At 62.1% G+C, this 17,532-nt stretch carries 16 protein-coding genes; 6 read left to right on the forward strand and 10 right to left on the reverse strand.

Features of this window, described 5'->3' with window-relative positions; genetic code table 11:
• Positions 1 to 55 precede the first annotated feature (55 nt).
• The 5 genes from FJ430_RS25150 to FJ430_RS25170 form a co-directional block, all read right to left on the reverse strand.
• Positions 56 to 1,012, reverse strand: coding sequence for a DMT family transporter (locus FJ430_RS25150; protein ID WP_140703510.1), 957 nt, complete (start codon positions 1,010 to 1,012; stop codon positions 56 to 58).
• A gap of 102 nt (positions 1,013 to 1,114) precedes the next feature.
• On the reverse strand, positions 1,115 to 1,396 hold the full coding sequence (locus FJ430_RS25155; RefSeq protein WP_140703508.1) for a hypothetical protein: 282 nt from the start codon (positions 1,394 to 1,396) through the stop codon (positions 1,115 to 1,117).
• 212 nt (positions 1,397 to 1,608) lie between these two features.
• Positions 1,609 to 2,781 (reverse strand): NAD(P)/FAD-dependent oxidoreductase, encoded by a 1,173-nt coding sequence (locus tag FJ430_RS25160; RefSeq protein ID WP_140703506.1) that lies wholly within the window; start codon positions 2,779 to 2,781, stop codon positions 1,609 to 1,611.
• 17 nt (positions 2,782 to 2,798) lie between these two features.
• Entirely contained in the window at positions 2,799 to 4,118 is a 1,320-nt protein-coding gene (locus FJ430_RS25165; RefSeq protein ID WP_140703504.1) for an aspartate aminotransferase family protein, read from the reverse strand.
• Positions 4,119 to 4,247: 129 nt separating this feature from the next.
• Complete coding sequence (locus FJ430_RS25170; RefSeq protein WP_140703502.1) at positions 4,248 to 5,225, reverse strand: GlxA family transcriptional regulator; 978 nt, start codon at positions 5,223 to 5,225, stop codon at positions 4,248 to 4,250.
• Between the two features lie 217 nt (positions 5,226 to 5,442).
• Between FJ430_RS25170 and FJ430_RS25175 the strand changes: the two genes are divergently transcribed.
• The 5 genes from FJ430_RS25175 (at position 5,443) to FJ430_RS25195 (ending at position 10,175) form a co-directional block, all read left to right on the forward strand.
• A complete protein-coding gene (locus tag FJ430_RS25175) occupies positions 5,443 to 5,979 on the forward strand; it encodes an imm11 family protein (RefSeq protein WP_140703500.1) in 537 nt (178 codons plus the stop codon).
• Between the two features lie 298 nt (positions 5,980 to 6,277).
• Positions 6,278 to 7,138: an FAD binding domain-containing protein gene (locus FJ430_RS25180; RefSeq protein WP_140703498.1), complete on the forward strand. Its 861-nt coding sequence runs from the start codon at positions 6,278 to 6,280 to the stop codon at positions 7,136 to 7,138.
• Complete coding sequence (locus tag FJ430_RS25185; protein WP_140703496.1) at positions 7,138 to 7,614, forward strand: (2Fe-2S)-binding protein; 477 nt, start codon at positions 7,138 to 7,140, stop codon at positions 7,612 to 7,614. The genes FJ430_RS25180 and FJ430_RS25185 overlap by 1 nt, the downstream gene beginning before the upstream one ends.
• A gap of 2 nt (positions 7,615 to 7,616) precedes the next feature.
• On the forward strand, positions 7,617 to 9,881 hold the full coding sequence (locus FJ430_RS25190) for a xanthine dehydrogenase family protein molybdopterin-binding subunit (protein WP_140703494.1): 2,265 nt from the start codon (positions 7,617 to 7,619) through the stop codon (positions 9,879 to 9,881).
• A gap of 48 nt (positions 9,882 to 9,929) precedes the next feature.
• On the forward strand, positions 9,930 to 10,175 hold the full coding sequence (locus FJ430_RS25195; RefSeq protein WP_140703490.1) for a MoaD/ThiS family protein: 246 nt from the start codon (positions 9,930 to 9,932) through the stop codon (positions 10,173 to 10,175).
• 405 nt (positions 10,176 to 10,580) lie between these two features.
• Here the strand turns inward: FJ430_RS25195 and FJ430_RS25200 are convergent, their stop codons facing one another.
• The 3 genes from FJ430_RS25200 to FJ430_RS25210 form a co-directional block, all read right to left on the reverse strand.
• Positions 10,581 to 10,754 (reverse strand): DUF768 domain-containing protein, encoded by a 174-nt coding sequence (locus FJ430_RS25200; protein WP_140703488.1) that lies wholly within the window; start codon positions 10,752 to 10,754, stop codon positions 10,581 to 10,583.
• 192 nt (positions 10,755 to 10,946) lie between these two features.
• Positions 10,947 to 11,549, reverse strand: a complete 603-nt coding sequence (locus FJ430_RS25205; protein WP_140703486.1) for a HEPN domain-containing protein — start codon at positions 11,547 to 11,549, stop codon at positions 10,947 to 10,949.
• Positions 11,546 to 12,649 (reverse strand): ParA family protein, encoded by a 1,104-nt coding sequence (locus FJ430_RS25210; RefSeq protein ID WP_140703485.1) that lies wholly within the window; start codon positions 12,647 to 12,649, stop codon positions 11,546 to 11,548. The genes FJ430_RS25205 and FJ430_RS25210 overlap by 4 nt, the downstream gene beginning before the upstream one ends.
• Positions 12,650 to 13,233: 584 nt before the next feature.
• On the opposite strand from FJ430_RS25210, the gene FJ430_RS25215 reads away from it, so the two are divergent.
• On the forward strand, positions 13,234 to 15,225 hold the full coding sequence (locus tag FJ430_RS25215) for a CHAT domain-containing protein (RefSeq protein ID WP_140703483.1): 1,992 nt from the start codon (positions 13,234 to 13,236) through the stop codon (positions 15,223 to 15,225).
• A 142-nt stretch (positions 15,226 to 15,367) separates the two neighbouring features.
• Here the strand turns inward: FJ430_RS25215 and FJ430_RS25220 are convergent, their stop codons facing one another.
• On the reverse strand, positions 15,368 to 15,790 hold the full coding sequence (locus FJ430_RS25220) for a DOPA 4,5-dioxygenase family protein (protein WP_226891901.1): 423 nt from the start codon (positions 15,788 to 15,790) through the stop codon (positions 15,368 to 15,370).
• Between the two features lie 533 nt (positions 15,791 to 16,323).
• Complete coding sequence (locus FJ430_RS25225; protein ID WP_140703481.1) at positions 16,324 to 17,322, reverse strand: nucleoside hydrolase; 999 nt, start codon at positions 17,320 to 17,322, stop codon at positions 16,324 to 16,326.
• Positions 17,323 to 17,532 lie beyond the last annotated feature (210 nt).

Genomic DNA, 17,532 nt, shown 5'->3' on the forward strand with positions numbered 1-17,532 from the left:
AGGAACCAAATCGACTGGCGGCGCGGACAGCCGATCGACGCTATTTGCCGTTCCCTCACGCCTTTGCCGCAAGCGCCCTCGGCTTGATGACCGTCGCCAACACGACCCCGACTACGATGAAGGCAGCGCCGAGCAGATCGTAGTCGTGCAGGCTCTCGCCAAGCAGCAGATAGGCAAGCACGGCGACGAACAGCGTCTGCAGGTAGAGCAGCATGCTTGCCCGGCTTGCGCCCAGCGCCTCCACGCTTTTGTTGTAGAGATAATACATCAGCGCCCCGCCGGGCCCCGCCAGATAGGCGAGCGCGAGCAGGCCATTGCCGTTCAGGGCAGAGCGCTCGTCGTTGAAGATTTCCCACAGGTGGAACGGCAGCGCGACCAGCGCGCCGGCGCCGAGCAGAAGCACGACCAGCGGCAAGAGCTCGAGGCCGAACTTGGAGCGGCGCAGCAGCACCGTATAGAGCGCCCAGCAGAAGGCGCTGCCGACGATCCACAATTCGCCGATGTTGAACCGCAGTTGCACCAGCGCATCCAGCTTGCCATGCGCGACGATCACCAGCATGCCGGCAAGTGCCGCAACCGCGCCGAGCGACTTCCAGAGTCCGAGCGGCTCGCCAAGCACCAAGCGCGCCAGCACCATGGTCATGATCGGCGACATCGCCATGATGATGCCGGCCGTGGTGGCGTCGGTGTCGTTCAGGCCATGGTAGATCATGCCCTGGCAGAGCGTGAGGCCGATCGCCCCCACGGCGACGATCTCCAAGGGCCGGGATTTGAGAAGCGCAATCATCGCGCCGTGATGGCGGTGCACGATCGGCAAAAGGATGGCGCAGGCCAGCAAGAGCCGCCAGAAGCACAGCCCCCATGGCGGCATTTCCGGCGCCACCCATTTGGCGGCGATGTACACGCCGGCCGAGAGCAGCCAGCACAGCACGGCGGTGGGATAGCCGCCCAGGGATGATACCGCGGCGATGGCCGGCGGTTCCGGCTGATGGACTATCGGTATCGCCTGCATCGCATGCCCCCCGTTCAATGAACGTCAGCCCAGACGTAGCCGGTAGTCTACCTCATCCCGCGGGGTGTTACATATGGCTCCGACAAAGCCGTCCGGCAGAGATCAATGCGGCGTGTCGCTGGCCATATGCAGGTGCTCCCAGGCCGAGCCGACGCGACCATGGAACTGTGATGCAAATCGTTCGGCTTCGATGTCTTCAAGGCCGTCGTCGACAAGGGCCTCGATGCTCCGCCGCAGCAAGGCGAGCTGCATCTGCCGCGCATGCCTTGCGTCGGTTTCACGCATGATGGCCGTGACGTGATAGGCCACGACCGGCTGGCCAAGGCAGGACAGAAGCGCGCTCGACCCGGCTGTCGCCGCAGTGATCGCTTCCTCGATGTTCATTCCGGCGCTCCCTCATCTAAGATGCTGGGCGCCTCCCCGGCAGACGGCGACGGTATCCGCCGCTCTTTTCTATTTTTTGGCAGTCGCGAGATCATCGCCCGCGGCCAAAATCAGTATCCTCCAGAACCCTATTAAAGGCGATCGGATAGTTAATTGATGGTTAACGGCAAAGCTCGCATCTTAGGCATCCGGCTTGGCCTGAAACGTATCGGTCAGTGACCCGGGATGTTTCGCCCGGCCGATGGCGCGAGGCTTTGCGAACCAGGGACCGAAACCGGCGCGCCGTGAAGCACCCAACCCGCCGCGATTTGCCCTATCACAGGGGCGAGCTGGATGCCGTAGCCGCCGGCGCCGGCAGCGGTGATCAATGTCGGCTCCGAAAGATCTATCGGCCCGACGAAGGGGCGATGGTCGGCTGTCACGGGATAAAGGCCCGCCCAGCCCCGGCCGAGCCGCGCGCCAGGCAGATCGGGCACGCGCTCCAGAAGCAGCTCCGCCAGGTCGACCTTCGACTGCTCCTCGCACTGGTCGTTGTAGTTGTCGGGATCCTCGGGCGCGATCGACTTCACCTTGTGGATTTCGGCGATCAGTTCGTCCGGCTTTTCGTGGCGGAAGTTGAGCCCGCTGCCTTCGCCGTTCACGAGGTCCATGACCATCGGCATGGTGTAGCCGAGCGGCTCGTCGAGATGGATGACGACGGCTTCGTGGCGCTCGGGCCAGATGTGCAGACGCTGGCCGAAAAGCGCGGCCACCTGCGGCGCCCAGGCACCGCCCGCATTGACCACGGCATCGCAATCGATCGGTCGTCGCTTGCTATCGATCGGGTCGCCGCTGGTTTCCAGCGTATAGCCGCCCGGCCGTCGTTGCACGCCAAGCAGCTTGCGGTACTGGCGGATCTCGCCACCCTTGGCGCGGACGATGCCGGCCAGGAAATTGCACATTTCGTGCGGGTCGAGGAAGCCGTTGTCGGGCCCGAACAACCCGCCTTCGAGCCCGTCAGGATTGATGTGCGGCACGAGGTTCCTGAGTTCGGTGGCGCGGAGCAGGCGCGACCTCAAGCCCGCCTCGCCCTGGATCTCGACCGATCTCGCGAACAGCGCCATCTGCGCCGGCGTGCGCGCCAGACGCAGATAGCCGATATGGTTGAAGCGAAGCCCCTCGCCCTCCCATTGGCGGAACCGGCGCAGCGAATGGACCCGCAGCATGATCTCGAACGGATCGGTCAGTTGCGATCCGACGACGCCGACCGACCGGCCGCTCGACCCAGAAGCGATCGACTGGGCTTCGAGCACCGTGACGCGCGCGCCCTGCTCGACAAGGTCGAGCGCCGTGCACATGCCGAGCGTGCCCGCGCCGATCACCGCGACATGAGGAGCAACCGTCATCTGTGGCCCGCCTGCTTTCACGACTGCGCGGCGACGTCGCCCAAGGTCTCGTCGATCGCTTGAAGAATGGCGCCGGCATCCGCTTCGGTCATCGGCGTCGACAGCGCGAACAGGCCGTAGCTGGCGGAGAGCACGCCACGGCCAAGCAGGCCCTTGTGGAAGGCGTCGAATTTTTTCCGCTCAGCCTGGCCGGGATAGATGGAGCGGTAATCCGTGACCGGATGCGACGTGAAATGAACCTTGAACAGCGAGCCCAGGCCGACGCATTGGCCGGCAAGCTCATACTTTTCAAATGAGGCGGTGACACCTTCGCGCAGAAATGCGCCCAACCGGTCGAGATGGGCAAAGCTTTCCCTGGTCAGCGCCCGCATCGAGGCAAGGCCGGCGCGCATGGTGACCGGATTAGCGGTGAAGGTGCCGCCATGCGGAAGCGCTGGTTTGCCGGCGGTCGGATCGAACACCGCCATGACATCGGCGCGCCCGCCCACGGCGCCGACAGGAAAACCGCCGCCGATGATTTTTCCAAGCGCCGTCAGGTCGGGCTCGATGCTCCACAGCCCTTGCGCGCCCGACCATCCAAGGCGAAACGAGATGACCTCGTCGAAGATGACCAGCGCGCCCGCTGCGTGGGCGATCTCCACCATGGCGTGAAGGTAGTCCCGGCGCGCCGGGATCAATCCCGCGCGGTTGGGCATCGGGTCGATCAGCACCGCCGCGATGCCGTCGCCCCCGGCGGCGAAGACGGCGCGCAGCGCCTCGCTGTCGTTGAAGGGCACGGCGATCACGTCGTCCAGCACGCCGCGCGGCGTGCCCCTGGCATAGGGCGTCGACCTCGGCAGGTCGCCCCAGTTGGCGGGCGACGAGTCGAGGCTGACCTCGGCGAAATCGTAGGAGCCGTGATAGGCGCCCTCGATCTTGACGATCTTCGGCCGCCCGGTGAAGGCGCGTGCGGCCTTGATCGCCATCATCACGCCTTCGGTGCCGGAATTGGTGAAGCGGACCTGGTCGACCGAGGGCAGCCGCTCGACCAGAAGCTCGGCGAGCTCGATCTCGCTCAGCGTCGGCGCGCCAAAGGCCGTGCCAAACGGCAGCTGATCTGCCACGGCCGCGGTGATGTCCGGATGCGCGTAGCCATGGATCATCGAGGTGAAATTGTTGATGCAGTCGTAATAGGAATTGCCGTCGACATCCCAGACCCTGCAGCCCTCGCCGCGCGCGGCGTAGATCGGAAACGGATCGAGGAAGACCGTGGTGCGCGTGTTGCCGCCCGGCATCACCTTCCTGGCGCGCTCGAACAGGGTTTTCGATCCGGGCATGGCGTCGGGATAATGCGGCATGGCTCTCCGAAGGCGAATTCGACTTGTTGAAACAGCGGCGCAACCGCCGCTCGTCACGAAGCTACGGTTCGTTTCCGCGCCGGCGCAATCGGCCAGGCCGGGCATGCGACCCGACCAGAGACATCCCGATCATTTCGCGGCGGCTGCAGCCGCGCGGTTCGGGTGCCTGAGATTGGTCGGCGTGATGCCGGTCTGCTGGCGGAAGACGCGGCTGAAATGGCCGGCATTGGCAAAGCCGCAGCGATAGGCGATCTCGCCGATCGCCAGGTCGCTGCCTTCCAGAAGCGACCTGGCGTAATGAACCCGCAGCGCCAGATAGGCGGCCATCGGGCCGATGCCGAGCTCGGCGCCGAACAGGCGCTCCAGCTGGCGGCGCGAGCAGTTCTGCCTGGCGGCGATCTCGGCCACGGGGATCGGCTCCTGCAGATTGCTTTCCATCAGGAGCAGCGCCCGCTTCACCGCGCGGCTCGCGGCGGCGGGGAAAAGGTCGCCGACCGGCTGCACGTCGCGGCTGGAGCGGATGCGGTCGAGCACCAGGATTTTCGCCGCCTTCTCCGCCGCCTTCTGGCCGATGAATTGCGAGACGAAATAGCCGGCGAGGTCGGCCGCACCGGTACCGCCGGCGCAGGTGGCGCGGCCGCGGTCGACGGAATAGAGGCTGTCGGCATGGGCGCTCACATCGGGGAACTCGGCGCGAAAATCCTTGATGTGGAACCAGCTGACCGCGGCGCTGTAGCCGTCGAGCAGGCCATAGCGCGCCAGCACGAAGCTGCCGGTGCAGAGCGCGGTGAGCGGCACGCCCTTTTCGGCGGCGCGCATCAGGAATGCCTCCTTTTCCGAACTCAGCTTGCGGTTGGTGTCGAGCAGGCCGCCGACCACCACGACATTGTCGAAATCCTCCGGATTGCCCATCGCCCTGGTCGGCAGCAATTCGACGCCGCAGCTGGCGCGGATCGGCAGACCGCGCTCGCCGACGATCTCCCAGTCGAACTCGATCCTGCGGCTGCGGTCGCCTTCGTCGCCGGCCAGCCTCAGCGTGTCGATGAACAGCGACAGCGGCGACAAGGTGAAATCGCGCACCAGGAGAAATGCGAACTTCTTGGCCATTCGCGAGCCAACCTCTCATTCGAGCCAGGCGCCATCCTGGACCGCCAGCCGCGACGTTTATCAACCGGCGAGCGGACTGGATAGCACGTGGCCTTGAATAGCGGTTTGAACCGTTGCATGATTCCTCGCGCGCGCTTTCGGCGACCGCCGGGCGTCGCAATCCGGCACGGCGCCATCATCGCCGGACCTTCATCGAAAACCGCGGAGCCATCGGGCGATGACGACCATCCATCAATTCGCTGTGTCGGAAGGGCAGGAATGGGTGCTGCCGGTCGATGACGAGACCTACGAGGAGTTCTTCGGCCTCGACGGACGCTCGCTCGAGGGCTGGCAGCCGCCGTTGATGCGGCGCGTCGAGGAAGGCGAGCGGCTCTATTCCGATTTTCCCTGGCTCGGCGAGCACGCGCCGCTTTTGCGCCAGCCGGCCGTCGACGCGCTGGCGGCGGCGCTGCGGCCCTATGGCGAGCTCGTCGCGCTGCGCGGCGAGAAGGTCTGGCTGCTCAACGTCACCAATGTGATCGACGCGCTGGACGAGGCGCGCTCGCAGATCGTCCGCTTCGAGGACGGCGACATATTGGCGATCGAGCGCTACGCCTTCGACGCGGAAAGGATCGGGACGGCGGAAGTGTTCAAGCTGCCGATGCGGGCCTCCCCGGTCTTCGTCAATGAGGTGTTCGTCGAACGGGTCCGCAAGGCCGGGTTGCGCAACGTGTCGTTCGAGGCGGTATGGACATCGGGAACGGCAATCGCTTGACGAATAACAGCTATTCCAATCATTGAGGTGGCGTCGCCCCTCATCCGCCTGCCCGCACCTTCTTCAGGGCAATCGCATGGGTGGTTCCTCCGCTCCGTCGCTGCTTCGCAGCGCCGAGACGGAGTGAGGGAACCCCCTAGGCGATTTGGCCGCATCCGCTGTGCCCGCCGCCCTGGCCCGTCCGCTGGGCGCATCTGGAGCATCGCTCTGGCCCAACCCGGACATGCACGAACGGGATGGCCATTATAACCAGACGCTTTATAACGGTCGCTGACATAGCGACGACCAAGGGGAGACGATGCGTTACATACGTCCGCTTTCAATCGAAGATGCCGTTGGCGAACTCGCCAAGGCGGTAGGACCGGCCGCGATCCTGGCCGGGGGCAGCGACCTTTTGGTGAGGATGAAGGGCGGCTTCATCGAGCCTGAGCTGATCGTCGACATCAAGGCAATCGGCGGCTTGGCCGACGTCACCGAAATGGCTGACGGGTTTCGGATCGGCGCCGCGGTGCCCTGCGCAGTGCTGGGCGAGAACAAGGCGCTCCGCAAGGCATGGCCGGGCGTGGTCGAGGCGGCCAATCTGATCGGCTCCAAGCAGGTGCAGGGACGCTGCACCATCACCGGCAATCTGTGCAACGCCTCGCCCGCCGCCGACAGCGTGCCGGCGCTGGTGGCGGCCGCGGCACAAGCGGTCGTCGCCGGGCCTTCGGGCAAGCGCACCATCGCCGTGGAGAGCGTGCCGACCGGACCGGGCCGCACGTCTCTCGCCAAGGGCGAGATCATCGAGGCGATCCTGCTGGAGAAGCGGCCTGACCATGCGGGCGACGCCTATCTGCGCTTCATTCCGCGCACCGAGATGGACATCGCGGTGGTGAGCGCCGGCGTGAACCTGACGCTGGACGATCACGGCGCGATCAAGACCGCCCGCGTGGCGCTCGGCGCCGCGGCGCCCACGGTGCTTCTGGTCGAGGAAGCAGGCCAGGTGCTGATCGGCTCGAAGCTCGACGAAGCCACGCTGGAGCGGTTGGCGAAGATCTGCTCCGGCGCTTGCCGTCCGATCGACGACAAGCGCGGCACCATCGAATTCAGACGGAAAGTCGCGGGCGTGCTGGCGCAAAGGGCCGCCGCTATCGCCTACAAGCGTGCGGGAGGCAAATAATGGCCGGTGTAGCTGTATCAACCACCATCAACGGCGACGCCGTCGAATATCTCTGCCAGCCCGACGAGACGCTGCTGGACGTGCTGCGCGACCGGCTGGGGCTGACCGGCGCCAAGGAAGGCTGCGGCACCGGCGACTGCGGCGCCTGCAGCGTCATCGTCGATGGCCGCCTGGTCTGCTCCTGCCTGGTGCTCGGCGCGGAAGCCGAGGGCCGCAAGATCGAGACCATCGAAGGCATGGCGCATGGCGACCAGTTGCATCCGCTGCAGCAGAAATTCCTGGAGCACGCGGCCTTGCAATGCGGCATCTGCACGCCAGGTTTCCTGATTGCGGCCAAGGACCTGCTGGCCAAGAACCCCTCGCCCACCGAGGAGGAAATCCGCTTTGGCCTCGCCGGCAATCTCTGCCGCTGCACCGGCTATGACAAGATCGTGCGCGCCGTCCAGGACGCGGCCAACGTGATGAAGGGAGCCTGATCATGAATTTCGATCCGCGCTACTCCGGACGCAATTTCTCCTCGGTCGGCACGCGGCCGATCCGCCCCGACGGCATCGACAAGGTGACCGGACGCGCCCGCTACGGCGCCGACTTCAACATGGCTGGACAGCTGGTCGGCCGTGTGCTGCGCAGCCCGCACGCGCACGCCATCATCAAGAAGATCGACACGTCCAAGGCGGAAAAGCTCGCCGGCGTGAAGGCGGTGATCACGGCGAAGGACCTGCCCGACCTCACCGACGGCGATGCCGCCATGTACGACATCCTCGACAATTCGATGGCACGCAAGAAGGCGCTCTATGACGGCCATGCGGTGGCCGCGGTGGCGGCGATCGATGCCCGCATCGCCCGCCAGGCGCTGAAGCTGATCGAGGTCGACTATGAGGTGCTGCCGCATGTCACCGATGTCGACGAGGCGGCGCAGCACCATGCGCCGCTGATCAACGACCAGGTCTTCACCGAGGGGCTGGAGGAAAAGCCGGCGAAACCCTCCAACGTGACCAAGCGCACGCAGTTCGGCCATGGCGATGTGCACAAGGGTTTTGCCCAGGCCGATTTCATCGTCGAGCGCTCGTTCAAGACCGAGCAGACGCATCAGGGCTATATCGAGCCGCATGCCTGCGTGGCGAGCGTCAACCCGGATGGCACAGCGGACCTGTGGGTCTGCACGCAGGGCCATTTCGTCTACCGCCAGCACTGCGCGCAATTGCTTGGGCTCGAAGCCTCGAAGCTGCGCGTCACCTCGTCGGAGATCGGCGGCGGCTTTGGCGGCAAGACCCATGTCTGGGCCGAGCCGGTGGCGCTTGCCCTGTCGCGCAAGGCCGGTCGCCCGGTAAAACTGGTGATGACCCGCGACGAGGTGTTTCGCGCCTCGGGCCCGACCAGCGCCACCTCGATCGACGTCAAGATCGGCGCCAGGAAGGATGGCACCATCACCGCCGCGGAAGCGACGCTGCGCTATAGCTGCGGGCCCTATGCCGGCTCCTGGGCCGAGATCGGCGCGATGACGGCGTTCGCCTGCTACAAGCTCGAGAACGTCAAGACCGTCGGCTTCGAAGTGCTGGTCAACCGGCCGAAGACCGCGGCCTATCGCGCGCCGTCGGCGCCGATGGCCGCCTTCGCGGTGGAAAGCTCGATCGACGAGCTCGCCCGCGAGATCGGCATGGACGCGGTGGACTTCCGCATCAAGAACGCCGCGCAGGAAGGCACCCGCGCCTCCTACGGTCCGGTCTACGGGCCGATCGGCATCGGGCCGACGCTGGAGGCGGTGAAGAAGCATCCGCACATGAAGGCGCCGCTGAAAGCCAACCAGGGGCGCGGCATGGCCTGCGGCTTCTGGTTCAACTTCGGCGGCCAGACCTGCACGGACCTCAACATCGGCATGGACGGCTCGGTGTCGCTGGCCGTGGGCACGGTGGATGTCGGCGGTTCCCGCGCCTCGCTGTCGCTGGTGGCGGCGGAAGAGCTCGGCATCGACTACTCCAACGTCAAGGCGATCGTCGCCGACACGTCTTCGCTGGGCTACAACGACATGACCGACGGCAGCCGCGGCACCTTCTCCTCCTCGATGGCGACGATCTCGGCCGCCCGCAACGCGATCAAGATCCTGAAAGATCGGGCCGCGCAGATGTGGGACATCCCGGTCGACGACGTGGTCTGGGAAAAGGGCCATGCCATCGCCAAGGGCGAGAAATACGGCAACCTGTCGCCGCTGTCGCTGAAGGACATCGCCGCCAAGTCGGGCACGACCGGCGGCCCGATCGCCGGCCATAGCGAGCTCGTCGCCGACGGCGCCGGCGTCTCCTTCGCCACCCATATCTGCGACATCGAGGTCGACCCCGAGACCGGCTCGACCAGGGTGATCCGCTACACGGTGGTGCAGGACGCCGGCAAGGCGGTGCACCCGACCTATGTCGAGGGCCAGTACCAGGGCGGTGCCGCGCAAGGCATCGGCTGGGCGCTCAACGAGGAGTATATCTACGGCAAGGACGGGCGGCTGCAGAACGCGGGCTTCCTCGACTACCGCATCCCGGTCTGCTCCGACCTGCCGATGATCGACACGCAGATCCTGGAAATCCCCAATCCCAACCACCCGTATGGCGTGCGCGGCGTGGGCGAAACCTCGATCGTGCCGCCGCTGGCGGCGATCGCCAATGCGGTGTCGAACGCGGTGGGCGTGCGCATGACCCACATCCCGATGTCGCCGCCGCGCATTCTGGCGGCGCTGGAGGCGGAGCGGGAAGGCTGATGCCGAAAAGCGCGAAGCGGTTTTCAGCTCACGTCCGATGAGGAACTAATGGTCGCCGTCACGCTCTGGGGCTCGCTCAGCGCCGTCGCCGGCGGCAAGGCCAAGCACGAGATCGAGGCCAAGGACATCAGGGAGCTGTTCCGCAAGCTGGCGGAACAGTATCCCGGGATCGAGCCATGGATCGACCGCGGGATCGCGGTGGCGATCGACGGGGTGATTTATCGGGATACGTGGTCGAAGGAATTGCCGCCGGGGGCGGAGATTTTTCTGCTGCCGAGATTGGCGGGGGGGTGAGTGGGGACGCGCGACCCCATAGGCCCTGCGCGCGGGAGACCAAAGCGTCCTGCGTTCGGATGGCTATAATTTAGCATGCGCTTATATAGCAATGTCAGCCGGCGCCCTGCATCTAGTCCGTGTCCCCGCCGGTCAGGCCCGGCTCGTGGGCACCCCCCCGCTTTCGAGCTGGGCCGCTCATGACTGTCGGGCCGGCTATCGGTTTGGCCGGTCTTCGTGCACAACGTTGTAGAGAAGAAGCCCCGCAGTCAAAGACACGACGGCGCCGACCATGTCGTGGCCGGTCAGGCCCGAATAATACACAAAAGCAAATGCCAACTCGGCCATGGTTCCACCTGGGTGTGCGACACTTGCTGAGAGAACTTTTAGGGCACACTAATGTTCCCATGGATGGCCATCCGATCGTTACGGTTTGCCGCTGTGCTCGGAGCCGACTATCGCCGCCTGGATCGCCTCGTATGCGCTTCCGCCTTCCACTTCAATCTCCTCCTCGGCGATACCTGCTGGCCTGGCATCGGCGAACAGCTTGGTCGTCAGTTCGGCAACCGAGACGAAGTCCGCGCTCACATTGCCGCGCATCACATTATCGATGATCCATCCGCCAAGAACTCCGCGCCGCGCTCCCTCATTTGCCCTGCTCTTTCAGAAAATGAGCTTCGCGAAGGAGCGAACCCCAGTCGGTTCCAATTGTCTCGATCAACCCGCCGGCCTGCTGGCTCGGGCCAGCGGCCGGGCACCCGCTTAGAAGTCTTTCGTTCGCAATCCAAACACTCACCCGATTAGCGAATCTATCGCTCTAACCATGTCAGTCAGAAAGTTCAGCGTATCAGCGACGTCGGAGGACTTTATTGGCCATCGAGTATTGGGATAAGTTGGATCTAAATCTGCTTCGTGTGCAACCTTATTTCGACGGTCAACGATCAGAGTTAGCCGATCCCTTACGTCTTTTGCAGGCTTTTCCATAGCAAAGCCAACTTCATCCCAAAGCTTCACTTCCACGGCATGGCGTATTGCATCGGCAATCTTGTCAGGTTGCTGGAATGAGAGGAAGCTGTGCTGATGACGTATTTCGGCCTCAACATTGCTTCGTGCTGCCGCCACAGTCGCCATACCCGAGAGGCATTCCATACTGATCTTGAACCGCTTGTAAGCAGGCGTCGGAGTTCTCTCACCATCAAAAATCTCCATCATGGCGCTTCGAGTAACTTCATGGACGTAATGGTCGACCGCACTTACGGCCATAACGTGACATGTACGAAGCAAGTCACTAAGATCAACAATCGATGTTGTTTGCCTCGTGAGCGCGTCGTATAGCGCCAGAAGGGCATGTACTCGCTTTATATTTTCCTTGAATTGCTGAGCAGCAACAGTCATTGACTGAAATTTATTAGCTTAATTACGCGATCAGCCGCCTGTGAAAACAATCCCTCAAACTGAGCCATGGATTTCTTGGTTCTCTCCAATACTATGCCAGTCTGCTCAAGCTGTTCGTCGGTCAATGCGAATACTGGCGCGCTGTGCTTTTGCGATTGAGCGATAAGCCCATTAAAATCAGACATCTGCAATAATGGCTCACCCATCTTCAGACCCACAGACTTATACGCCGCTTCGGGGAGCAGCATACCTTTCTCCGCAAGTGCCGGTAAGAGAGTCTTGGTAACCTTGGATTCTATTTCGTCGATCCATTTTTGAAAGGCGGTAGAAGGCGTCTTTTCGTTCCTAATACGATACTTCTGAACAATGGTTCCGAGAAACTTTGGCGCCACATTGGGGAGTGGATACGTCGCCTCCTGCAAAACCTTCGAGCCAAGCGCCTTAGTCAACCAATCTCGCCATTTTGGAAGCACGGAGGCGAGCGAGTCGGTCGCCATTACCGAAAAATAATCGGGAGCCATGGGGACCAAAAAGAAATTGCTAGTGGACAAAATATTTTGATTGATGGGACCGAGGCTTGGGCTCATATCAACGAGAATTATATCCACGTCGTTGGCCGATGCTGTTATCTGAAATAAATGTGAAAGCGCCCCAGGCAAATTTTGTAATGTTACAAGAGAACCAGACAGTTCCTGCGCTATTCCAAGGGTCGTTTCATATTCAGCCAATCCAATGTGACCCGGCAGAAGCAGCAAGTTTTCTTGCTTTTTCATTTTTTCGCAGATAACCGGAGATAGTGGAATTGGCTTCGATTCAAATGCAGGAGCCAAGCCGTCCCTGATATTTCTAATCCCGGGCTGGTTATAAATTTTCTCTATGTCTTCTACTCCGGTAAACCCAAGAAACATACCGGTCAAATTGCATTGCGGGTCGCAGTCAACGAGTAAAACCTTTTGCCCCTTCTCGGCCAGCATCCAACCGAGATTAAAGGCTGTTGTCGTCTTGCTGACACCACCTTTATGGTTGAAGAGTGCTATTTGCTTCGAGGTTTTTTTCTTATTTGGCTCTATTGAACCAAATAGGTCGTTTGAATCATCCATTTTCGCTCCAATTTAGGTCTGTGGCATCGGCGCTCGGTCAAACTCTGATCCAGTCTATTGCCGGATTGATTCCTACTTTATTAACTTGCTCCCGTGTAGTCGGCCGCGAATTTTCGCACGCACCTGCCATTTGGCGAATCGATGCCTCAGTAGATGTAGAATGGAGATCAAGGAGGCTCGCATAATTTGTGCCATCGTTTGGTCCGTCATATTGATTGTCTCCGCTGTAGGTCGGTAGGCTGCTTGACGGTATTGGCGACCTGGGGACTGTGAGTAGAATGACAGCAGAGGCCCGTTCTCGATTGCGGCCGACACCATTATCCGAGGGCTGGCCCGGCCGCTTACCGGATTGTCGCACGGGGACCATCGACCCCCTCGTGATATCATACTTCCTCGTCATGGATGACGAGCCCATCGAGCAAATGTCGATCTTCCAAGGCTTCGGGCGCGGGTGGCCTCCTCTTCGATGGGCTATGGAGGCATTAGTCGAGATGCCTGCAAACGTCTTGGAGCCGATTTGGCCGTTAGGCCCTCTCCTCGCCCAGCGTATGGGTGGCGCGAATCACCAAGCCTGGCGGCCGCTAATGGTGCCTGCACTTGAGTCGCTCATTATGGATGAGCTGGGATTTTGCGTGGTGCTGTTAACTGGAACGGACAGCGCTGCCCAGCGCGCCGCAGCGTGGATCAAGCGCCAACCGAGGCCTGTACTTCACGTGACAACTGCAAGCTCGACCCGAGGAATTCCGCCTGACGAGTTTACCTTGCTCACCCTTCGTGATTACTGTTTTGCGCTCTTTTCCCAACACGCTGACGAAATTTCTTCGGACCGCGCTGAGGCGGTCCTTGCCGCACTCCCGCGCTGGGACCAGCGAAAGCCGATTGCAGTCGATCTACCAGAGATAGGCCACAACTGCACGATTCCAAACCAAATGGTCCTTCGACGAATGGGGCGTGCGTTGGGTGAAAAGGTACCACATTGGTCAAGCGTGCATGAAGCCGACTACACTCGATTAATACTTGAAAGTGCGAGAGCTGTATTGAAGGCACGAGACGGGAACGGGCTACGCGAATGGAACCGTCTGTATCTCCCGGACCCGAAGGTTGTCCTCACCGAACCTGCTTTATTCCGCCATCAATATAAACGCCTGTCGCCCAAAGGAACTCCCCTGGCCGCCGCGACGATGATGATGCTGCGCCGTGTGCAAAATCAGAAGGGGCTCGCGCATCGGATTGATAAGGAACAATTTCGCATGCTCGCGACTAGCAAAGAGTGGACCACACTGATCGCCGAACGCCAGCATGAACTCGTGACCCACACCATCGGGGTCGGCCTTATGGCCGCGCAGAGTTGTGCAGCGGTCGTACGTCTCCGGCCCGAAGTGAATCACGTTTTTCCCCAACTCTCAGAGCTTGCACGAAACATTCGAGCGCCGAACCCCCACGCGCGCTCGAAGTCGCCTAAGCTCCTGGGTCGCGTCCAAGCCGCGCTGGAAAGGGCAGTCGGTGCCGAGCGGATCGCTTTTCTGAAGGAGCACGGAGGACCCATAAAGATAGTCGCCGATGCACCACTCGAACTTCTCCCAATAGACGGAATTCCGCTCGCGATGCGCTATGACACATCCAGAATCAACGCGACGCCAGGCAATCTGATGATGGGAGAGCTGGTCAGCCGGCCCTGGACTGCTGTCTTACCTAACGATCTAATGCACGTGCTAATAGTTAGTGCTTTCGCGTCCGACGATCCCCTTCGCGATGACATGCGCCATGCGCTCGACCGCCTCGATGATGCTCTGCCTAATCGCATCACTCTGGACTTCCGCCGGGTGACCACGGTGGATGAGTTTGTCGAAACGGTAAACTCATCCGACGCACCTATTATGATCTTCGACGGTCATGGGGCACATGACAGCGGTAATGGCGTCGGAGGCCTGAGCATCGGCACCGAATTGGTAGACGTGTGGCAACTCCGGCCAAGGATGCGTAGCCGCCCAATCGTCATACTGAGCGCCTGCGACACGCATGGAATGGATGCGCCGTCGCATGCGACGGCAGGAAACAGCTTTATAGCGCTTGGAGCGCAAACAGTACTAGCTACACTCCTCCCTGTAGGGGGCAAGGAAAGCGCATCCTTCGTTTACCGCCTTCTATTTCATCTTGCCGAATTCGTACCCTCGGCAATTTCTAACTTACGGCGAGCACTAAGCTGGGTAGAAATCATGGCGAGCGCGCTCAGGCTCACTTTGGCGAAAGATGTGCTCGAACGGCTGGTTGCCCGTCGCCTAATTCCCTCAGACGCAGACATATTAATCTTTCGCGCGACGTTCGTCTCAGTGCTGGAAGGCGATCCAGACTGGTTTGGGAAGTTACGTGTGAAGGTGCGAGAAGCGGCCACGGTGCCGAAGCAAGATATAATGGCAGCGCTGGAAGCGGCTATCGCCTGCAGCGAGGCAATCCGGTACATACAACTGGGAATGCCAGAAAGAATCGTTGTGGGAAACCAAGCCATCTTTGACGAATTCATATCCAAAGCGTATGAACGCGGTGGTCCAGTGAATTTTGAAATGGATGGCATCTAAGTTGAATCTTAGACGCACAAACCTCCGATTAACAAACGGCGATTGCATCTGAATCGAGCCGCCTTGACTCTCACTAGGAGTTCTGCGGCACACTGAACATTGTGACCGCCGGCTGTTTAGTAGAACTTGTCGGCGCCGCCCATCACACCCCCAGCGTCGGCGCCGTATTCACCTCCAGCGCCTCTTCCGCCTCATCCTCCTCCCCCAGCACTTCCCCATGCACGCCGAGGGCCTGCCCTATCCAGATCGGGTCGATCAGGTGGTCGCGCTTGGGGTTGGTGGTGTTGGGGTGGATGAGGATGCTCAAGCCGCCATGGTTCAGCATCAGCCAGGGGACCAGCGTGGCGAAGACTTCGGTGGCGAAGGAGACCTGGTACATGGCCTCAGCGTGCGGGCCGACCGGCTCGTCGCGCCAGTTGCCGAGGCGCACGCGAAAACGCTCGCTGATGCGCTGGCGCAGCCATTCGGCTTGCCGGCGCTCAGCCGCGTCGCCGTAATAGATGTGGGCGTGATAGCTGGCGATCTCCGCAAGCGGTCTTGGATCATGTGGCATGGCGTCGGTCATCGCTGCTCCCCTCCCCGGTGGTTCCAGTCTGTCATGCGGAACTCTAGGCGGTTCTTCGTTGCCTGGAAACGGCGAGCCGCTCTACAGACTGTTCAGTGCGGGCATGTTTGGCGCGTGATCGCAGACGCCGACGCTGGCCCCCACTCCGTCTCGGCACTGCGCGCCGAGCCACCTCTACCCCACTTTGTCTACGCTATGCACACATCTTCTGTGACTGGCGCCACTGATCAGGCCGAGGCTTGATTGCCATGTGGTTCCCCCAATCCGTCGCTGCTTCGCAGCGCCACCTTTCCCCCCTCCGGAGGGAAAGGAAGGGAGCGTTGCTGGACGGGCGTTGAACGCAAAAAAGCTTGGCGCCTTTCCTCTACCCCGTCGATCGGGGGAGAGGTGGCTCGGCGAAGCCGAGACGGAGTGGGGGTCGACCAGCGCTGCATAAGACAATGCATGCGCCAAGCTGCCATGCACGCTATCGCCAAAGGCCAGCCGCGTGGAATGTGTGCATGCCGTAGCCCATTTCATGGAGGCGAGGAACGCTAACCGCCAAGGCCGCGACCTCGGCCGGCCTTCTTGCCGCTCAGCCGCTCGACCGCGTCGACGATCAGGTCGCAGAATTTTTGATGGTCGAGCTTCATCGCCACGCTGTGGCGGAAGTTCACCTGCTCGCTCGCCGTGCCGCCGAAATGGCGCATGCCGCCCATCTTCTCGAAATTGCAGACCGTCATGCCCCTGGTCCAGCGCCCGGCGGTCTCGACGCGGATGTCGGCCTTCTGCGTGGTGAAGACGCTTGCGTCGATCATGGCCGCCACGCAGCAGGCGTCATGCACGGCGGGATATTCGATCTGCAGGAGGCCGCCATGCGTGGTGGCGATGAATTCCCAGATATCGAGGATGAATTTGGCGATCGAACCGCCGACGGCGCGCACCCTGTCCTGCAGCTCGGGCGTGGCCAAGGCCTGGTGCGTGAGGTCGAGGCCCACCATGGTGACGTCCCAGCCGGCGCGGAACACCACGTCGGCGGCTTCCACGTCGGCATAGACGTTGAACTCGGCCGCCGGTGTGATGTTGCCGCGCGTGAAGCTGCCGCCCATCGCCACGACCCGCTTCACCCGGCCGACGATGCGCGGGTCCTTGCGGGCCGCGAGCGCGATGTTGGTGTAGGGACCGACCGGCACCAGCGTGACGGTCTTCGGCTCATGCGCCATGACGGTATCGATGATGAAGTCGACGGCATGCCGCCTGTCGAGCTCGAACGAGGCCGGCGGCAGCACGGGGCCATCGAGCCCGGTCTCGCCATGGATCTCGATCGCCAGCACCTGATCGCCGACCAAAGGGCCGGGCGAGCCCTTCGCCACCGGCACCTCGATGCCATAGGCCGTGCAGGTGGCCAGCGCGTTGCGCGTGGTGTTCTCGACATTGTGGTTGCCCGAAACCGTGGTGACGCCGAGAAGGTCGATGTTCGGATTGCCGGCCGCAAGCAGGATGGCGATGGCGTCGTCGTGCCCCGGGTCGCAATCCAGGATGATTTTTTCCATGGTTCCTCCCTGCGGCGATTACAGACTGGGGTGTGTTGCGGCGTCAAGGTTCGTCGGTTGGCACAAAGGTGGGGTGCAACATCGCGGATGCCGGCGCTGCCCCAGCTCCGTCTCGGCTTCGCCGAGCCACCTCTCCCCCACTTTGTGGGGGCGAGGAAATGCCAATCGGCAAGGGCGCGGCCTTTGCAAGCTTGGGTTCCTCGCCCCCGC

Source organism: Mesorhizobium sp. B2-8-5, from assembly GCF_006440675.2.
Classification (GTDB): Bacteria; Pseudomonadota; Alphaproteobacteria; order Rhizobiales; family Rhizobiaceae; genus Mesorhizobium.

What these genes read in the sequence shown, in the direction of transcription:
- FJ430_RS25225 (WP_140703481.1), bottom strand. Translation starts at nt 17,322, where the DNA reads ATGGAAAAAATCATCCTGGATTGCGACCCGGGGCACGACGACGCCATC.
- FJ430_RS25150 (WP_140703510.1), bottom strand. Translation starts at nt 1,012, where the DNA reads ATGCAGGCGATACCGATAGTCCATCAGCCGGAACCGCCGGCCATCGCC.
- FJ430_RS25170 (WP_140703502.1), bottom strand. Translation starts at nt 5,225, where the DNA reads ATGGCCAAGAAGTTCGCATTTCTCCTGGTGCGCGATTTCACCTTGTCG.
- FJ430_RS25210 (WP_140703485.1), bottom strand. Translation starts at nt 12,649, where the DNA reads ATGGATGATTCAAACGACCTATTTGGTTCAATAGAGCCAAATAAGAAA.
- FJ430_RS25205 (WP_140703486.1), bottom strand. Translation starts at nt 11,549, where the DNA reads ATGACTGTTGCTGCTCAGCAATTCAAGGAAAATATAAAGCGAGTACAT.
- FJ430_RS25195 (WP_140703490.1), top strand. Translation starts at nt 9,930, where the DNA reads ATGGTCGCCGTCACGCTCTGGGGCTCGCTCAGCGCCGTCGCCGGCGGC.
- FJ430_RS25190 (WP_140703494.1), top strand. Translation starts at nt 7,617, where the DNA reads ATGAATTTCGATCCGCGCTACTCCGGACGCAATTTCTCCTCGGTCGGC.
- FJ430_RS25200 (WP_140703488.1), bottom strand. Translation starts at nt 10,754, where the DNA reads ATGCGCGGCAATGTGAGCGCGGACTTCGTCTCGGTTGCCGAACTGACG.
- FJ430_RS25165 (WP_140703504.1), bottom strand. Translation starts at nt 4,118, where the DNA reads ATGCCGCATTATCCCGACGCCATGCCCGGATCGAAAACCCTGTTCGAG.
- FJ430_RS25175 (WP_140703500.1), top strand. Translation starts at nt 5,443, where the DNA reads ATGACGACCATCCATCAATTCGCTGTGTCGGAAGGGCAGGAATGGGTG.
- FJ430_RS25160 (WP_140703506.1), bottom strand. Translation starts at nt 2,781, where the DNA reads ATGACGGTTGCTCCTCATGTCGCGGTGATCGGCGCGGGCACGCTCGGC.
- FJ430_RS25180 (WP_140703498.1), top strand. Translation starts at nt 6,278, where the DNA reads ATGCGTTACATACGTCCGCTTTCAATCGAAGATGCCGTTGGCGAACTC.
- FJ430_RS25155 (WP_140703508.1), bottom strand. Translation starts at nt 1,396, where the DNA reads ATGAACATCGAGGAAGCGATCACTGCGGCGACAGCCGGGTCGAGCGCG.
- FJ430_RS25220 (WP_226891901.1), bottom strand. Translation starts at nt 15,790, where the DNA reads ATGACCGACGCCATGCCACATGATCCAAGACCGCTTGCGGAGATCGCC.
- FJ430_RS25215 (WP_140703483.1), top strand. Translation starts at nt 13,234, where the DNA reads ATGGTGCCTGCACTTGAGTCGCTCATTATGGATGAGCTGGGATTTTGC.
- FJ430_RS25185 (WP_140703496.1), top strand. Translation starts at nt 7,138, where the DNA reads ATGGCCGGTGTAGCTGTATCAACCACCATCAACGGCGACGCCGTCGAA.